This window comes from Thiocapsa sp. UBA6158, assembly GCF_002423035.1.
Lineage (GTDB): Bacteria > Pseudomonadota > Gammaproteobacteria > Chromatiales > Chromatiaceae > Thiocapsa.
In genome coordinates this window covers 1-15,438 of sequence record NZ_DIUM01000136.1, presented here as the reverse complement: position 1 = coordinate 15,438, position 15,438 = coordinate 1, and the positions used below count along the sequence as shown (strand labels likewise).

The 15,438-nt window shown below is 63.7% G+C and carries 18 protein-coding genes, 1 pseudogene and 1 CRISPR repeat array; of the genes and pseudogenes, 12 read left to right on the top strand and 7 right to left on the bottom strand.

Annotated features, from left to right (window positions below):
- Positions 1-93: 93 nt before the first annotated feature.
- Complete coding sequence (locus B4N44_RS19055; protein ID WP_296704431.1) at positions 94-657, top strand: hypothetical protein; 564 nt, start codon at positions 94-96, stop codon at positions 655-657.
- A gap of 128 nt (positions 658-785) precedes the next feature.
- On the opposite strand, the gene B4N44_RS19050 is transcribed toward B4N44_RS19055, so the two are convergent.
- Both B4N44_RS19050 and B4N44_RS19045 read right to left on the bottom strand, forming a co-directional pair.
- A complete protein-coding gene (locus tag B4N44_RS19050; RefSeq protein ID WP_296704429.1) occupies positions 786-1,610 on the bottom strand; it encodes a hypothetical protein in 825 nt (274 codons plus the stop codon).
- 178 nt (positions 1,611-1,788) lie between these two features.
- Positions 1,789-1,950 carry a hypothetical protein gene (locus B4N44_RS19045; RefSeq protein WP_296704427.1) on the bottom strand — a complete coding sequence of 54 codons (162 nt, stop codon included), beginning with the start codon at positions 1,948-1,950 and terminating at the stop codon, positions 1,789-1,791.
- A 408-nt stretch (positions 1,951-2,358) separates the two neighbouring features.
- Between B4N44_RS19045 and B4N44_RS19040 the strand changes: the two genes are divergently transcribed.
- The 3 genes from B4N44_RS19040 to B4N44_RS19030 all read left to right on the top strand — a co-directional run bounded on the left by B4N44_RS19040 (position 2,359) and on the right by B4N44_RS19030 (position 3,244).
- Positions 2,359-2,559 carry a hypothetical protein gene (locus B4N44_RS19040; RefSeq protein ID WP_296704425.1) on the top strand — a complete coding sequence of 67 codons (201 nt, stop codon included), beginning with the start codon at positions 2,359-2,361 and terminating at the stop codon, positions 2,557-2,559.
- Between the two features lie 14 nt (positions 2,560-2,573).
- On the top strand, positions 2,574-2,876 hold the full coding sequence (locus B4N44_RS19035) for a hypothetical protein (RefSeq protein WP_296704424.1): 303 nt from the start codon (positions 2,574-2,576) through the stop codon (positions 2,874-2,876).
- 71 nt (positions 2,877-2,947) lie between these two features.
- Positions 2,948-3,244 (top strand): hypothetical protein, encoded by a 297-nt coding sequence (locus B4N44_RS19030; RefSeq protein WP_296704421.1) that lies wholly within the window; start codon positions 2,948-2,950, stop codon positions 3,242-3,244.
- Between the two features lie 181 nt (positions 3,245-3,425).
- On the opposite strand, the gene B4N44_RS19025 is transcribed toward B4N44_RS19030, so the two are convergent.
- Together B4N44_RS19025 and B4N44_RS19020 are read right to left on the bottom strand one after the other, a co-directional pair.
- On the bottom strand, positions 3,426-3,677 hold the full coding sequence (locus B4N44_RS19025) for a hypothetical protein (protein WP_296704419.1): 252 nt from the start codon (positions 3,675-3,677) through the stop codon (positions 3,426-3,428).
- A 268-nt stretch (positions 3,678-3,945) separates the two neighbouring features.
- Entirely contained in the window at positions 3,946-4,071 is a 126-nt protein-coding gene (locus B4N44_RS19020; protein ID WP_296704418.1) for a hypothetical protein, read from the bottom strand.
- Positions 4,072-4,185: 114 nt separating this feature from the next.
- Here B4N44_RS19020 and B4N44_RS19015 point away from each other — a divergent pair, with 114 nt between their 5' ends.
- From B4N44_RS19015 to cas7c, 6 genes are all read left to right on the top strand, one after another.
- Positions 4,186-4,512 (top strand): hypothetical protein, encoded by a 327-nt coding sequence (locus B4N44_RS19015; RefSeq protein WP_296704416.1) that lies wholly within the window; start codon positions 4,186-4,188, stop codon positions 4,510-4,512.
- Between the two features lie 24 nt (positions 4,513-4,536).
- Positions 4,537-5,148, top strand: coding sequence for a hypothetical protein (locus B4N44_RS19010; RefSeq protein WP_296704414.1), 612 nt, complete (start codon positions 4,537-4,539; stop codon positions 5,146-5,148).
- 826 nt (positions 5,149-5,974) lie between these two features.
- Positions 5,975-8,170: a CRISPR-associated helicase Cas3' gene (cas3, locus tag B4N44_RS19005; RefSeq protein ID WP_296704411.1), complete on the top strand. Its 2,196-nt coding sequence runs from the start codon at positions 5,975-5,977 to the stop codon at positions 8,168-8,170.
- 63 nt (positions 8,171-8,233) lie between these two features.
- Complete coding sequence (gene cas5c, locus B4N44_RS19000; RefSeq protein ID WP_296704409.1) at positions 8,234-8,884, top strand: type I-C CRISPR-associated protein Cas5c; 651 nt, start codon at positions 8,234-8,236, stop codon at positions 8,882-8,884.
- Positions 8,881-10,602: a type I-C CRISPR-associated protein Cas8c/Csd1 gene (cas8c, locus tag B4N44_RS18995; RefSeq protein ID WP_296704407.1), complete on the top strand. Its 1,722-nt coding sequence runs from the start codon at positions 8,881-8,883 to the stop codon at positions 10,600-10,602. The genes cas5c and cas8c overlap by 4 nt, the downstream gene beginning before the upstream one ends.
- Before the next feature lie 44 nt (positions 10,603-10,646).
- Positions 10,647-11,618, top strand: a complete 972-nt coding sequence (gene cas7c / locus B4N44_RS18990) for a type I-C CRISPR-associated protein Cas7/Csd2 (protein ID WP_296704405.1) — start codon at positions 10,647-10,649, stop codon at positions 11,616-11,618.
- Positions 11,619-11,745: 127 nt separating this feature from the next.
- Positions 11,746-12,719: direct repeats of the CRISPR family, unit length 33 nt; unit sequence GTCGCACGCTCGTAGGCGTGCGTGGATTGAAAC.
- 154 nt (positions 12,720-12,873) lie between these two features.
- On the opposite strand, the gene B4N44_RS18985 is transcribed toward cas7c, so the two are convergent.
- Positions 12,874-13,782 (bottom strand): tyrosine-type recombinase/integrase, encoded by a 909-nt coding sequence (locus B4N44_RS18985; protein WP_296704403.1) that lies wholly within the window; start codon positions 13,780-13,782, stop codon positions 12,874-12,876.
- Between the two features lie 169 nt (positions 13,783-13,951).
- Here B4N44_RS18985 and B4N44_RS18980 point away from each other — a divergent pair, with 169 nt between their 5' ends.
- Positions 13,952-14,089 (top strand): hypothetical protein, encoded by a 138-nt coding sequence (locus B4N44_RS18980; protein ID WP_296704401.1) that lies wholly within the window; start codon positions 13,952-13,954, stop codon positions 14,087-14,089.
- Between the two features lie 142 nt (positions 14,090-14,231).
- Here B4N44_RS18980 and B4N44_RS18975 read toward each other — a convergent pair whose 3' ends face one another.
- Complete coding sequence (locus B4N44_RS18975; protein WP_296704399.1) at positions 14,232-14,405, bottom strand: hypothetical protein; 174 nt, start codon at positions 14,403-14,405, stop codon at positions 14,232-14,234.
- 272 nt (positions 14,406-14,677) lie between these two features.
- Complete coding sequence (locus tag B4N44_RS18970; protein WP_296704397.1) at positions 14,678-15,193, bottom strand: hypothetical protein; 516 nt, start codon at positions 15,191-15,193, stop codon at positions 14,678-14,680.
- Between the two features lie 56 nt (positions 15,194-15,249).
- Here B4N44_RS18970 and B4N44_RS18965 point away from each other — a divergent pair.
- Positions 15,250-15,438, top strand: a pseudogene (locus tag B4N44_RS18965) (hypothetical protein); the annotation flags it as partial.

The following is a 15,438-nucleotide window of genomic DNA, read 5'->3' as shown; positions in this document are numbered from 1 at the left end:
CACCCAGATTGACGCGCTACACACCTGCTCAGTTGGGCTTCGGCGATCATTACGCCCTGGCGACGAAACTGCAGTGCCGAAAATAGTCAGTTCGTGTTCGTCGAGCAGGACAAAGCGCAGGTTCGCATCTACCAGCGCTGGAGCGCTCTGAACGACGGGGTGATCTGCATGAAGCACGCGGCGCTCGATGGCGTCGAGGTGCCGGTGGATCAGGCTTTCAAATTCGAGGGCTTCAGCCTCAAGGGGCCAGGGGACACGAGCCTCGGTGCGCCGCTGGCTATCGAGTCCGATTGCCACTGCAATCTAAGTTTCATTGCCGTCCATCCTGATGGGCGACGCCAGGCGATGGACCTCGAGACACCAAGGATGCTGTCAAATCCGTACCGGGGGCGCCTTAACCCCACCTCCCTCGTCACCCTCAACGACCGCACCCGCGCACGAATCGTGCTCGGCGACGGCCACACCTATGCGACCATGCGCCAGACGACCCCCTCGACCATCGAGATCATCGTCAACCGCCGTGTGGTGGCCCGCGCGTCGGCGACCGGCGAAGAGGTGACCTCGATCACGATCGCCCAGGGCTACGAGGCCCAGGGCATCGAGAAGCTCATCCGTGACAGCGTTCGGCACTCCGCCCGCCGTGAGTGGTTGCGATAGTGCGTGTTCCGCCCATGAAACATGGGCTTTTCGCTGGGCTGTTGCTGCAACCGTGACACAGATCCGATCGCCGGAACGCAGGCACAAAAAAAGCCCGGCAGGGTCTCCCCGGCCGGGCTTCAGGTTGATCAGGATACGCGCTTGAGCGCGCGATGTACGGTGGTCGGCGCGTGTCCTATCCGGCTCGCCACCTCGCGCACCGTACCGAGATCGCCACCGGTCTCCTCACGGAGAGCTCGGATGGCGACCTCGGCCTCCTCCACTTTCGTCGCAGGACGCTGCAACTGACCATCGGAGGATTGGGAGCGGCGCACACGCGGTAGCGCCATTCCGATGAGGCACAGCGCGCCAACCTCTATCGCCAGAGGTTGAAGCACCGGGTGCCACGTATCGATGATCGCGGCCAGCGTGCCATATCGCTGGGCCATGCTCGCGGTCTCGACGGGTGCGCCCAACTTGGCAAGCTCGCGTCGTGCTCCATCCGCTTCGGTCTTGGCGGTGGCGACGTCTGCCTGCAACGACTTGCATGTGGACCCGCATCCAGTACTGCGGGCCGTGCGCAACTCGTCCTCCAGCTTGGTGACGCGAGCGTCGGCGTCTTTCCAAGCCTTCGAAGCTAGATTGTAAGGCGCATTGTTGCCAGACTTCGCTGCGGCCTGCACGTCACGTGCATGGGCGCTCCGCTCGAACGCGACCACGAAGGTGTGGCCTAGACCACAGAGGAGCACGAAGAACGCCACGGCGACGAAACCGTATCGGCGCTCGTCTCTGGCGAGCTCCATTACTGAAACCGTGATCGCCATCGCAACAGGCACGACGATCGCGGCGAGCCCCAACCCGGTGGATGGAGAGGGCCAGCCCAGGAACTCCAGGTTCTGGAGCACTTGGGCGACGATCAGCGCGATGCCGGCGAGCATTGCCGACACGCGGAGGCATATGGTAAGAAACAGCATTGCGAACCTCGAGCCAGAGGGTTGCAGGAATAAAGCCCCGTCGCGGATCCACCCGCGGCGGGGCTTTTCGATTGAGCAGGCCAAAGGCGCTTGCGCGCTCGTCGGGCCGGGGCTGCTCAATTCCCCGGCGACCGGCCAGCACATCACGATGCCGGCCGGTTTCGCCTTCAGTGTCGTGTCACGCGATCAGGCCGAAGTAAGCCGTGAGGCCGCTCGAGAAGGCGGCCCACCGGAAAGAGCTTGCGGGGCTCATCCCGATCTTCATCGCCGAGCGTGCATTGTTGAGATGCAAGAGCACGTTGGCGATGTTGGCGAGCGCAACGATGGCGTTGAAGGACATGGGGGAGAACTCCACTGGGTCAGGCACATCAGGCGCCGGCCGACCATCTCCGACGCGACCGCGTGTCGACGCGGTTTCGCCAAATGAAAGGGCCGGGGGTGAACCCGGCCCTTGCTGACGCTGTCTTCTCGATCCGATGGCGCTGGGCACGGCTTCGCCGTTGCCGCTATCGCGACTTCATCGGCCGTCCGGATGTCCCGTTCCGATCGCCTGCATTTCGGGTGGCTTGTACCACCTCAACCTCTTCGGCGCGCATTCGCATTGCTCAACTCTCGTCGGGGCCAGATCAGCGTCACTCCCCATAATGTAATGCATTGGGATACGTAAATCAAGACGGCCCGGACCTGTGGTAGCATCCCATTGCATCACAATTGCGTGATTTGACGGGTTGCATTGGGATACGCAAATATGCCAGAAGACAAACGACGCGGACGACGACCACAGGGCGAGCAGAACATGCGGCAAATCGCGATCAGGCTACCGGTTGAACTGCTGGAAGAGATCGAGGCCATGATCGCCGGCCGGCTCGACGGCATGGACAAGTCGACTCTGATCCGCACGCTGCTAGCCGAGGCAGTCGAAGCGCGTCGGAAGAAGCCAAAGAAGTAGGACAGGAAGCGTACATGTCTGCGATGAGTACGAAGGCACAAGATTTGGTAGACCGCGATCTATTAGCAGCCCGGGCACTGGCTGAAGCCGCGGATAAGGAGCAAGGAGAGGCCGAGGCTGAAGTAGCCTACGCGGAAGCGGCTCGCGGTCTCGAGCAGTTCGCCAGTGATCTATGGGCGCGCGAGAGCTACTCTCTCGACGATGTCCAGGCGCTCGCCATCGTTGCCGGCGCGCTGGGCCTGACCTGGACGAAAGCGGCGAGCTCGTCGGGCTCTCGCCGACGGCACCTATCCAGGAGCGAGCTGTCGCGCATCTGATCCGCGCCTTCGGGTCGGTCGATCGTCAGTAGCCTGCGACACTCCGGCGCATGCGGAGAGTATTGCGCTAAGTGCGCGGCGCAGGCATCATTATACCCAAGATGAACTTCTATGCGCTCGCGGCTGCCAAGCCTGCGGGCGTTTTCGTTTGGGATGGCCCTATGTCTATGCTGCACGTTGAGCGCGATCAGTTGTTGACCGCCGGCGAGCTGCGCACGATGCTCCGCATCGGCCGCGAGAAATTCCGCGAGCTGCTCGCCAACGGCACGCTGCCGCCGCCTCTGCCGCTCGGCCCCAAGAGCCGCCGGTGGCGCGCGAGCGAAGTCGCCCGACATCTCGAGCAGCGGATGCTCGCCTCGAGTCACTGACGCCCGTGGAGCCGCGGGCGGTGGTCCCACCGGCGGCTCCACTCCACCAACCAGGCCCCGATAATCCGTCTGGAAAGTCAGCCCTGGTAGCTCGACTGCTCGACCGGGCGGCTCTGCAGACGAAATTAGGCAAACAAACCCTGGGACATGCGCGTAGCGGTCCGCATGCGATCCCAGCCGCTCACGAGGCCGCGTCCTCTAGTTGCGCGGCGAGGGCGTTCGCGACCATCTGCGCGTTGCCGGTCAACCGTGCCTCAGCCGCCCGTGTAGCCTTCGCTGCTCTCTCGAGCCTGTGCTTGCTTGGATCACGGCGGAGGCTATACAGCTCGCCAATGAGCCCACCGGCAGCCGCGCCCAGGCCCTCAGCGACTGTGAGCCAGTGGGCGATGCGCTCGGGATCGAGGTCGACACGTTCCGTCATGTGGTTCGACATGCATCCTCCAGGCCTGCGATCGGCTGAACGTGCCCCATAAGCATCGCAGCCCATCGGCCACCAGGTCAACGCAGCGACTGTGGCCGATGCTTGAAGGTGAAGGGCAAGTTTCCCGTCGCGATCGGAGTGGCGGCTTTCGGAGGCCCAGCTTCCGGTCGGTGGCAGCGTTGTAGTCGTCGATCGTGACCCATAGCGTCAGGTTCACTCTTTGACCATACGTCCGCTGACCTCCCAATCATCCGACACTGGCTATTTCCATGTGCCACCCTCACGGACGCCAAAGAACGTCGCGCAGGTGGCGGAATGCGAGGCCGGTTTTCAAGTCGTGCGCCTCGTGGTGACGGCCATCACCGGCAGCGGCGCCTGCACCCTTTGCCTCCTCGTTCGTGTTCATGATCCGCATCCTTAGATGAGGTGTGGTCGACATCCCGCGCAAGTCAGGCATTGAAAGCCGCCATATGCGCCTCCATATGTGACGACAGCTATCACGACACATCGAGGCACACATATGACAAAGCCCAGGAACGAGGGCCTTGATCCTAGGGAAGTGATCTCGCCGCGCGACAGGTGGGTCCTTCTTGAGGTGCTCTATGAGGGCGAGAATTTTTCTATGGCCATCGGTCGCTGGAAGAACCCCACGCACTGGCAGCCTTGTTTGGCGCTCAGGTGGAACGGGAAGAAGGGCGAGAAGGGCAATCCAGTAAGCCACGGCTACCCGACATGGTTCAACGTGCCGGATGAACTCGCAGAGGTGCTACTGCAAACCGAACTCGTAACGCGAGAGAAGCGGGAGTTTGCTGCCAGGATTTTGGCGGGACGTCGAATGTCGCAATGAGTGTTGTTGAGTTGGAGGTGAGCCATGCCTTTGGTGCCGCAACATCCTTGGTTGGGTAAGAAATTTCGTGACTCGAAGATCAAAATCTTGATTTTGGGAGAGTCCCATTACGGCGTCGATCAGGACCAGCATCTGAACTTCACTACCGATCTTGTTCAAATACATCTCTCAAGGAAGAACATCCGATTCTTGACGAAAGTCGCCAAGCTTGTCGCCGCCGGTGAAATCGCCCCGTCCCAACGGGACATTTTTTGGGACGACATTGCCTACACCAACTTCATCGGTGAGATTGCCGCGGCCAAGGCTCGCGAGGCGCCATCTACCGACTTGTTCAAGCGTTGGGCCCCGCAGTACCGGGAGACACTAGCCGCGATTGCTCCAGATGTTGTCTATGTCTGCGGCTTCAGGCTGTGGGACGCGATGGCAAGATTGTTGCCGACCACTCGGGAAGGAACGAGAGGAGCCGTGTACGAAGTGCCTCATTTCATTTCGTACCACCCGTCTACGAGCGTCGATTACAGGCAGTGGAGCCGTTCCTTCTTTGAGTTCCTTCGTACCGAGCGACAAGCCGATAAATACTCGGCCGCGAGGAAAGTGTGGCTCGGCGACAGGCTGCATCGCTCGTTTCTGAACTAACGGCCTCGGCTTGAGGCGAACATTGCGTGGCGGGGGCGTTGTTCTTTGTTGGTAGATCTGGAAGTGTATTCGGGATGGCACGCGCTTCGTGCCGATTTTCCAGCTATCTGAGTCCGCTGCCAGTTAAGGCAGACATGCGTTGCCTCCTTTGCGAGCGGTCGCTTGTGGCCCGAGGCTGAATGTCGCTGTGATTGCCTACACTCATCTTTCTGGGGGAAGAGCTGCCAGTCCTGGAACAATCCGAGATTGCCGGTCGGTCCAGCCCCAGCACCCAGAGAAATGGCTGCGACCGGCGCAGCAGGCTCGCTGCGCCGGTCGCGCTCAGTCTCAGCCATGTTGGATCAATCCTACAGGTGCGGGTCGATCATCGGCCGGCACGGGCGGAACACCGGGTAACCCTTTGCGATCAACAGCTTCATCATCGCCGTGGGGACCGGCGAGGGCGAGGGGTGACCGCTCGATGTCTTGATGGCGTCGAATGGCGTCGACTTCCTCTGGGGTAATCCGTGTCGGCCGGGCGAAGTTTAAAGAGATCGTCCGGGACGGCGCGCTCCCGAAGCCACTCGTTCTCGGACCGAAATCCCGCCGTTGGCGCGCAAGTGAAGTGGCTCGCCACCTCGATCAGCGGGTACGCGCAACAACGCGCTGACGTGCTTGCCGTCTCACTTGCCCCTCTTTGAAGCTGATGGCTAAGCTGCCAGTTGAGGTTTGAGAGGCAGCTTTCGGAAGGCCCAGCTTCGGGTCTGTAGAGTTGTTTTCCGCGTCGCAACGGTCGACTGTCAGCTGACGGGGCGATGTTAGATTCTGCTCGCGACAGAGGGTCGATATGTCCCACTATTCTCACAGTCGCCCCGATCAGCCTCGCGAGAGCTGGCGCCGGCTCTGCGACCATCTCGAGAGCACAGGCGCTAGTGCCTCTACTTTCGCTGCGAAGTGGGGCGCGTCAGAGTGGGGTCGGGCGCTGGGTCTTTTGCACGATGTGGGCAAGTACTCCGATGCCGCCCAGGCCCGCATCGCCGGGCTCGGCGCGCGTGTCGACCATTCGACGGCCGGTGCGCAGATCGCCACACGCACCTATAGCCGCGCCGATCTCGGCAGGCTGCTCGCCTACGCTGTTGCCGGGCACCACGGCGGCATGCCGGACGGCTCGGGGAACGACGAGGGCACGCTTGACCAACGGCTTGGCAAGGCCGTGCATCCGCACGCCGCATGGGCCGATGAGATCATGCTTCCGGCCGAGCTGCCGCCGGTGCCGCTCCGGTCGCGGCCGGGTACAGACGCGACCCGCGCCGGGTTTGCAATGCATGTGCTCGTGCGCATGCTGTTCTCGGCGCTGGTCGATGCCGATCGGCTCGATGCCGAGCAGGGCGACGCCGGGCGCGGCTCGCCGCACACGCTGCACGCGATCGCCCGCCGGCTTGATCGCCACATGGCCGGGTTTGCGCCGACCTCTGAGGTAAACCGCATCCGCGCCGAGATCCTCGCGGCCGTCCGTGGCCGCACTCACCTTCCCGCCGGCCTGTTCACGCTCACGGTGCCTACCGGCGGCGGGAAGACTTTGGCCTCCCTGGTCTGGGCTCTCAACCATGCCCGCGTCTGGGGCCGCGACCGGGTGATTTACGTCGCGCCCTATACCTCCATCATCGAGCAGACGGCTGCGAACGTCAGGAACGCGCTCGGCCCGCTCGGCGAGGCCGTGCTGGAGCATCACAGCGCGACACCGGACAGCGGCGACGAGGATGCCGAGCGGCGTATCGCGCGCGCAGCCGAGAACTGGGACATGCCGCTCGTGATCACCACGGCGGTGCAGTTCTTCGAGAGCTTATTCTCGAACAAGCCCGCGCGCGCTCGGAAGCTGCACAACATTGCGCGCTCGGTCGTGATCCTCGATGAGGCGCAGACACTGCCGCCCCAGCTACTCCGGCCCTGCCTCGCCATGATCGACGAGCTGGCCCGAAACTATGGATGCTCGATTCTGCTCTGCACCGCGACGCAACCCGCTGTGACCGAGCACGCTGGCGACGACCGCTCGCTCTCCGGCGGCCTGGTCCATGCCGAAGTTCGCGAGCTGATCCCTCCAGAGACGTTGCGCCTGCATGAGCGCCTGCGCCGGGTTAGCGTGCAGCATGGTGGGACGATGACCGATCGCGACGTCGCTCAGGCGCTCGCCGGTGCCGAACAGGGCCTCGTGATCGTAAACACGCGCCGGCACGCCCGCGACCTCTATCGGCTCTGCGTCGAGATGCCGGGGGCGACGCACCTTTCGGCGCTGATGCATCCCACGCACCGCTCGACGCGCCTCGCCGAGATCCGCCAGCGCCTTCGCGATGGGGCTCCCGTCCGGCTCGTAGCGACGACGGTGATCGAGGCGGGCGTGGATGTCGACTTCGGACGCGTCTGGCGCGCGATGGCCGGGCTCGACAACATCGCCCAGGCAGCCGGTCGCTGTAACCGCGAGGGCCGCCGGGCACTGGCCGACAGCCTTGTGACGATCTTCGAGCCTGCCGACCCGCAGGCGATCCCGAAGCACTTCCGCGTGGCTGCCAACGCCACCCGCGCGGTGCTCCAGTGGCATGCAGAGGACTTGCTCTCGCCCCAGGCGATCCGGGCCTACTTCCGAAGCTACTACGGCCGCCGCGATCTGTCCGAGGGCGGCCTCGATGCCGAGGGCATCATGGCGCTGCTCGCTGGGACGCACATAGGGCACCGGTATCCGTTCGCGACGATCGCCAATCTGGTGAAGCTGATCGACGAGGACGCAGGCGAGGGAGTGGTGATCCCGGCTGCGCCCGACGTGGTCGAGGCGCTGGCCCACCTCCAAAGAGGAGACCGACTGAGCCGCCCCGAGCTGAGGCGGGCATACCGCGTGCTGCAGGCCTACACCGTCCAGGCCCCCCGTAAGGCCGTCGAGGCCCTCGCTCAGTCTGGAGCCATCGAGCGCCTGACCGGCGACGAGGCCTCGCCGGGGGTGCTTCGGGATCTGTCGCTCTACCGCTCCGACGTCGGCCTGGATGTCATCTGAGCCTGAGGGGCAATTGTTCAAATAAGGCTATTATCGGCAACTGGCCAAGAGGGGAACTGCCGTATGCGGATTTTGGTAACGGGGGCCTATGCGTGCTTCACGCGCCCCGAGCTGAGTGTCGAGCGCTACACCTACGACGCGATCACGCCGTCGGCGGCCGTGGGGCTGATCGAGTCCGTCTATTGGAAGCCAGCGGTGGCCTGGGTGATCGACCAGATCACGGTCCTCAACCCGATCCGCTATGCGCAGATCCGGCGCAATGAGCTGGCGATCGCCGCCCCGGCGAACCTTCGATCGGTCGACATCTCGCGGAAAGGCGTCAGGATGCAGCGCCGCAGCACAGTGCTGCGCGATGTCGCCTACGTGATCGACTTCCATGCGGTCGCCACGGGCAAGGAGAGCAGCGAGGACGCTGCCGCCGGTGTCGACGTGGTCGGTAAGCATCTGTCGATCCTGCAGCGGCGCCTGGAGCGCGGCCAGCACTTCAAGCAGCCGGTGCTCGGTTGTCGCGAGTGGCCTGCCGATGTCCAGTTGATCGAGGCCGCTCCGCTTTCGGCGCTCACCGGTGAGCGCGATCTCGGGATCATGCTGCACTCGATCAACCGGGACACCGGAAGCCGGGCCGTCTGGCACGCCGTGATGCACAACGGGGTGATCGAGGTGCCGCAGCTCGGATCGCCCGAGCTGATCATCGAGCGGAGGGCCGTCGCATGATCCTGCAATCGCTTCTCCGCCTTGCCGAGCGCGATCCGGACGTGACGCCTGAGGGCTACGAGCGACGGAGCTATCACTGGGCCGTTGTGCTCGATCTGTCGGGCAACGTCGTGCGACTCGAAGATCTGCGCGTCGATGGCGATCCGATCCGTCTGGTGACTCCATCCTGGCCTGCCAACCGCACATCTGGGATCATCCCGAGCTGGCTCACCGACCCGATGCCGTACGTGCTCGGCTACGGTGACGACAAGGGCGCAACCAAGGTCGGCCGGTGGGCCGCCTACAACGGCGAGCTGCTGGCCAACGCGACAGACCCGAGGCTGATCGCCTTACGGATTTGGCTGGCGAGCTGGAGCGCCGAGGCCGGCGTCGCTCTCTGGGAGCAGGACGGCGACAGGCCTGCTGATCCGGCCGACGCGAAGCAGGTCGAGCGGATGCGGGATGCTGCCAAGGCTTCTGGGGTCGCAATCAAGGTGCTCAACGATACCGAGGACAGCGAGGTCTGGGCGCACGAGATCCCCGAGGCGCGCGCAATCTGGGAGCGTGCTCAGGTCCCGGAGGGCGCGCCCGTCGGCCTCTGCTTGGTCACGGGTGAGCACGGCCCGCTCGTGCAGCATCACCCGACGCTGCCGCTGGGTGAGATGGGCAAGCTGATCTCGATCGACGGGGACAGCACCTCACTCGCGCGCTGGGGTTACGACGGGCTCGACAATAGCCCGATGGGTCGCCGTGCCACGCACGCCTACAGCTCGGCACTGCGGGCTCTGCATCAGCGCCGCCAATACGTCCGCCTCGCTGGGTTGCTCGTCTACTACTGGAGCGATGCCGAGGGGCTGGCCACGCGGGCGCTTGAAGCCGAGTTGCAGGCCATCTTCGGCGAGGGTGCCGATGCGGCGGCAGAGAGCGAGGACAAGCTCCTGGCAGAGGCGGTCGAGGCGCTGCGCAATGGTCAGATCCCGGCTGGAGGTCTGCCAGAGACGCCGTACCACCTGCTCGCGATCTCACCCGGGAAAGGCCGCCACGCAGTACGCTGGGTGATGCAGTCCACGCTCGGCGAGTATGTCGCAGCTCTGCATCGGCACGCCCGCGATCTTGACCTGCGCCGCCCACCGAAGCTGTGGTGGATGCTCAGCGCCTGCGTCGCCCGCGAAGAGCAGATCACACCGGCGCTCGCGGTGTCGCTGGCCCAGGCGATCCTGACCGGCTCCCGCTACCCCGACCAGCTCGCCCTCGGCGCACTCGACAGGCTCCGCGTGTGCGCTCCCGTACCTGCGTCAGACAAATCGGCCAACGCGACCCTTCGGATGCGCATCGCGGTCCTTAGGGGTTGGCTGGCCCGTAACCACAACCTCGCAGAGGATCAGATGACAGAGAGCACGCCCTACCGCCTCGGCCGCCTGCTGCGGATCGTTGAGGAGATGCAGCTCCGCGACAATCCCAAGATCGCCCTGACCGTTCGCGACCGGTACTGGGCCACGCTCAGCGCGCGCCCTTCGAGCGTGCTCGGCCGCCTGCTAGGCAACGTCGGGATCTACAAGGCATCGATGCGCCGCAGTGGCAACGGCGGCCTTGCGGAGTGGTTCGACCAGCAGATCGCCGAGCTGCTCGACGACATCGAGGTGCCGGACGAGATGGCCGATACCGACCGCGCGCAGATGGCGCTCGGCTACTACGCACAACGCAACCGCAAGCCTGCCGAGGCCGAGGCAGCCGCTTGATTAACACAACACCTCACACGCCAAACAAGAAAAGGAACACCGCCATGAACCGCTACGACTTCGCTCTGCTCTTCGACGTCACCAACGGCAACCCGAACGGCGACCCGGATGCAGATAACGAGCCCCGCCGCGAGCAGGGCAGCGAGCACGGGCTCGTGTCCGATGTCTGCATCAAGCGCAAGGTGCGGAACTTCGTCGACCTGATGCGCGAGCACGGCGGTGTGGACGATGCGCGCCGCGCTCAGCTCGGCGTGCACATTACGGCTGGGGCGGTGCTCAACGACGCTCACAACGCGGCGCTCGATGCCGCTGGCGCCGTGGCCGAAGCCGACAAGGCCGCCGACAACGGTGTAGGCAAAGGCAAGGACAAGGGCCGCAAGTCGACGCTGCAGCCTGCGGCGTTGCTGGCTGAGGCCCGCCGTACGATGCAGGCAAGTTACTTCGATGTTCGGACCTTTGGTAGCGTACTGGCCAATTCGCGCGGCAACGACTCCGTGACTGGGCCGGTGCAGCTCAGCTTCGCGCGCTCGATCGATCCGATCACCACCCAGCGGCACACCCTGACGCGCTGTGCGGCAACGGAGGAGGAAGCAGGCAAGGCCAACAAGACCATGGGCGGCAAGTGGACGGTGCCGTATGCCCTCTACCGCGCGCACGGCTCGATCTCGGGGCCGCTGGCAGACAAGGCTGGCTTCGAAGCTGACGATCTCGCGCTGCTGTGGCGCGCCCTCGCCGATTGCTGGGATCACGACAAGTCTGCCGCGCGGGGCGTGATGCATTGCCGGGCGCTCGTTGCCTGGGAGCACGGGTCCGCACTCGGTAACGCGCGGGCGTCAGAGCTGCACAAGCTGCTGCAGGTCGAGCGCAGGGCTGGGGTCAAGCGCCCAGTCTGCATCGAGGACTATGTCGCTAGCCTGGGCACCGCTCCTGCGGGAGTGGCCACGCACAAGCTGCTGTGGGATCTGCGCGAACCGGGAGCGTCCGCAGAAACGCTGGGGGTTTCGCACGCGGCGTAAGCTGTTGATTTGCCCGGGGCTCCGGCCTCTGGTAACCGATCAGATGTCCGCTCTTTGACAATCTGGGAGGCAGGTTCGCGCGCCGATGGTCCGGCGGCGCGTGAAATCAATGGCTTGCCGGGCCGCCGTCGCACGCTCGTAGGCGTGCGTGGATTGAAACATGGCGGCCCTCAGTGCGTGGTTGCTTCGACTGGTCGCACGCTCGTAGGCGTGCGTGGATTGAAACGGGTCATTCTTCAACAGTACGGCTGATCTTCTCAAGTCGCACGCTCGTAGGCGTGCGTGGATTGAAACTTGCGCGCGGTCTCGGTCGCCTCCTCGGCGTCCTCGTCGCACGCTCGTAGGCGTGCGTGGATTGAAACAATTTGGCGCGTCAGCTCGTTGGCCTGCTCAACGAGTCGCACGCTCGTAGGCGTGCGTGGATTGAAACATCATCGGATGGAACCGCTCCACCCGCCCAGGCCAGGTCGCACGCTCGTAGGCGTGCGTGGATTGAAACTCCGGTAAGTGCACGGAGTACGCCAAGGACCGCCCGTCGCACGCTCGTAGGCGTGCGTGGATTGAAACAGAACGAGCGCGCGTTGGTGGCGGAAGGCCGTCAGGTCGCACGCTCGTAGGCGTGCGTGGATTGAAACTGGTGCACGTATTCGCCAAGCGCCTCGGCAGCCTGTCGCACGCTCGTAGGCGTGCGTGGATTGAAACGAGTTTGATGCGCGCAGACAGAAGCGCGTCGTGTCGCACGCTCGTAGGCGTGCGTGGATTGAAACAGCACCAGAGGCCCCAGCGTGTTCCGCAACGTCCGGTCGCACGCTCGTAGGCGTGCGTGGATTGAAACACGCCCAATGGGCAGTTCTGGCTTACGATCGGCGTGTCGCACGCTCGTAGGCGTGCGTGGATTGAAACCAGATCATCAACGCCGCCAATTCCGCACCCGGCGTCGCACGCTCGTAGGCGTGCGTGGATTGAAACACCGACATCGCCCGCCGGCTCGGCTACCACGTCGTCGCACGCTCGTAGGCGTGCGTGGATTGAAACAGGTCGGGGTAGAGTTGTTCGCGATATACTTGCGTCGCACGCTCGTAGGCGTGCGTGGATTGAAAAGATCGCGAGTCTGCAAAGGCGATCTCTGTTCACTGGCGTGCGTTTGGCAGAGTACCACCCTTCGTCAAATGGGGCCGCCGTTGAGGGCGACGGCGCGGTAGTCGGTGGGATTGAATCCCGGACGAACCAATTTGGTGCTCACCCGTCGTCAGTGTCATCGAAGAAACACCCCTGAGTCGAGCACTCTCCCGCTGCTCGAGCCAGGACGCGCGTGGAGATATGCAGACGTCGTTGAAATGTTCGCGTGGCCGAGCGTGTCTTTCACTTCGGCAATGGTCGCCCCGCGATCAAGGGCGTGGCTCGCGTGAGCGTGCCTGAGCCAATGAGCTGAGATGTCAGAGTTCACGCCCGCTTTCGCGGCAGCAATCTTCAGCATCCGATTTACCGCTCGCGCCAGCAGAGGGGCACCACCCTTTCTTGAGGGGAACAGCGGAGCGGATGCCGGAGCATCTCCGCGGCTGGCCAGCAACGAGCGGCTGACGATGCCGGGCAGAACCACCTGGCGCAGTTTGTCGCCCTTGCCGAGCACCGAGATCTGCGCGCTGCCGTCGGCGCGCGGAATGACATCGCCCCACGTCACAGCCACCAGCTCAGAGACGCGAAGGCCGCCGGCATAGCCGACCTCGATCAACAGGCGGTCGCGCTTCGTCGGGGCAGCCCGGATGAGGAGGGCGATCTCCGTCTCGCTGGCGATCCGCTTTGCCAGGTCCGAGCCCCCCGATCTCGTGCGCACGGCGGCCCCAGCGTTGAATTGCAGATACCCAAGCCGGTGCGCGTAGCTGAGCAGCGACTTGACGCGCTGTGCATACTGCCGAGCGGTGGCCGGTGCCTTGCCCTCGCCGAGCACCGCGACGATATCGCGGACGTCCTCGACGGTCGCAGTCCTGAGCGTCAGTCCGCGGCGGGCCAGCTCGGCGACCAGCCGCTCGGCGGTGGCGCCGAACTTGGCACGCGATAAGGCGCTGCCGAGGTTCGCCAGCCAACTCGCGATGATCTGGTCATCGGTTGTGGCGCGGGTGGCTGCGGGGGCAGTGCCCGGAAGTACGATTGCAGTCTTCGTCATGACACTACCTATGCGGGTGGATGCTGGGAGGAATTTGTGTCCGATTAGATATGTAATCGGTCTTTCGTCGTCAAGAGGCGTCTCCACAAGGTGCGCATGCAAGTTGGGGCAGTCGCGGAGGGAACTCTAACGCTCCAAGATCGCTAAGCGGGTCTGTTCGGAGTACCCCATGCCGGCCACCGCGATCGACGTGCGATCCATGCAGCGCGCCCTTCAAGACATGCGCGCCAATCTCGACGCCTTCATCGGCCAGCTCGACGTCGAGCTGCTCGACCTTGCCCACGAGTGTCGCGGCGCTTCGAGATAATCCCCCTAGGCCGAGAGGCTCACATTCCGCGAAAAGAGCTGCACCGTCGTTGATGACGCCATCAGACGGTTTATGGCCGAATACAAGCGCCCTTTGACCCTCAGCCGCGTAGCTAAGCCGCCCCGCGTGTGAGGCGGGCGGCTTAGCTTTCGAGTGCGTTGAAAATAGCTCCCATGATGAGAAGTGGAATGACGAAACCGAGGCCGGCGCCGATGTGTGGAAGCCAGCTGATCATCTCGAAGCTCAGCGGCTTCTTGAACTCGAACGACAGAATGAGCATCGGGAACCAGTGCCATCCCGTCACGGCGCCGAGCACACAGTTCACGCCTGGGAGGAAGAACCCGCAGATGAAAACGGTGATGAATAGGATCGAAGCAACGTCAGCCGAGCCAGATATGGACCCCCCGTTTGTTCGTGGAGGAGCCACTGTTCCAAACGGAACGGTCCGCGTCTACGTCCCTTTGGCCCGCCGCCGAAGGGGTGAGGCACGGTCAGCTGCCTGAGTTGGGTGCACCCCATAGCGCAAATCGTGCTCGGCGGATGGGGTCGTGGGCTGGGCCGCCGTGAACAGATCCGTGGTTAACTGCCTTATCGGAACATCACTTGCTTGTGCGTCACTTCGTATTTGAGCGAAGCAGGTGGAGCGCTGACGGCAAGGGCTGGAAGCGGGAAACACCACTCGACGACCTCCCCCGCCGCGAGAATTTTGTCGGAGGAGTAGGGGGTCGCCCATTCGGAAGTGGTTTTTATACGGCCATCGCTGAAACTCTTGAAGCTGTAGTCGACAATATTCGAGCTGTAGCCGGGGCGGTAGACGGCCACGTTCCAATCAACCTTCGCGACCACGTCGGCGCTGTTTCGACTTCGGTTAGCGATGATGATCTTGAGTGGCGTGTCGGCCGTGCAGTCAGCCTCGTTGAAATTGGCGGTCATTTCGATGGAAGCTTGCCGCTCGGCACTTTTGCGAGCCGCGGTGACCTCGCCAAGATATAGGGCACCGCCTCCGGCCAAGATGATGCCGATCACGCTAAGGATGGTTCTGGGAAAGACCACGACTAGCACCAGAAAAATGATGCCAATAACAATGATGCCGAGCCACGACATGATCCCCACAGCCTCCCACGAGCTTGCTAGTGTTCCCCGCCTGACGGATGATTCCCATGTCGCTGCAAATCAGGCAGTATGCGGGAATGAGACGGGATGACATCTGCCTTTATGTGAGCCCGGCCAGCCGGTCGCGGCTCGAAGCGATCATCAAGGATCGCAACAGCTCGGCGAAGGCCGTATGGCGTGCCGAGATCGTGCTGGCGACGGCCCACGGCCACGGCACCAACGAGATCATGCGGCGC

Bases quoted from the DNA above. Each gene is read 5' to 3' on its own strand.
- B4N44_RS18985 (WP_296704403.1), bottom strand. From the start codon at position 13,782: ATGACGAAGACTGCAATCGTACTTCCGGGCACTGCCCCCGCAGCCACC.
- B4N44_RS19040 (WP_296704425.1), top strand. From the start codon at position 2,359: ATGCCAGAAGACAAACGACGCGGACGACGACCACAGGGCGAGCAGAAC.
- B4N44_RS19015 (WP_296704416.1), top strand. From the start codon at position 4,186: ATGACAAAGCCCAGGAACGAGGGCCTTGATCCTAGGGAAGTGATCTCG.
- B4N44_RS19010 (WP_296704414.1), top strand. From the start codon at position 4,537: ATGCCTTTGGTGCCGCAACATCCTTGGTTGGGTAAGAAATTTCGTGAC.
- B4N44_RS19045 (WP_296704427.1), bottom strand. From the start codon at position 1,950: ATGTCCTTCAACGCCATCGTTGCGCTCGCCAACATCGCCAACGTGCTC.
- B4N44_RS19020 (WP_296704418.1), bottom strand. From the start codon at position 4,071: ATGAACACGAACGAGGAGGCAAAGGGTGCAGGCGCCGCTGCCGGTGAT.
- B4N44_RS19050 (WP_296704429.1), bottom strand. From the start codon at position 1,610: ATGCTGTTTCTTACCATATGCCTCCGCGTGTCGGCAATGCTCGCCGGC.
- B4N44_RS19025 (WP_296704419.1), bottom strand. From the start codon at position 3,677: ATGTCGAACCACATGACGGAACGTGTCGACCTCGATCCCGAGCGCATC.
- cas5c (WP_296704409.1), top strand. From the start codon at position 8,234: ATGCGGATTTTGGTAACGGGGGCCTATGCGTGCTTCACGCGCCCCGAG.
- cas3 (WP_296704411.1), top strand. From the start codon at position 5,975: ATGTCCCACTATTCTCACAGTCGCCCCGATCAGCCTCGCGAGAGCTGG.
- cas7c (WP_296704405.1), top strand. From the start codon at position 10,647: ATGAACCGCTACGACTTCGCTCTGCTCTTCGACGTCACCAACGGCAAC.
- B4N44_RS18970 (WP_296704397.1), bottom strand. From the start codon at position 15,193: ATGTCGTGGCTCGGCATCATTGTTATTGGCATCATTTTTCTGGTGCTA.
- cas8c (WP_296704407.1), top strand. From the start codon at position 8,881: ATGATCCTGCAATCGCTTCTCCGCCTTGCCGAGCGCGATCCGGACGTG.
- B4N44_RS19035 (WP_296704424.1), top strand. From the start codon at position 2,574: ATGTCTGCGATGAGTACGAAGGCACAAGATTTGGTAGACCGCGATCTA.
- B4N44_RS18980 (WP_296704401.1), top strand. From the start codon at position 13,952: ATGCCGGCCACCGCGATCGACGTGCGATCCATGCAGCGCGCCCTTCAA.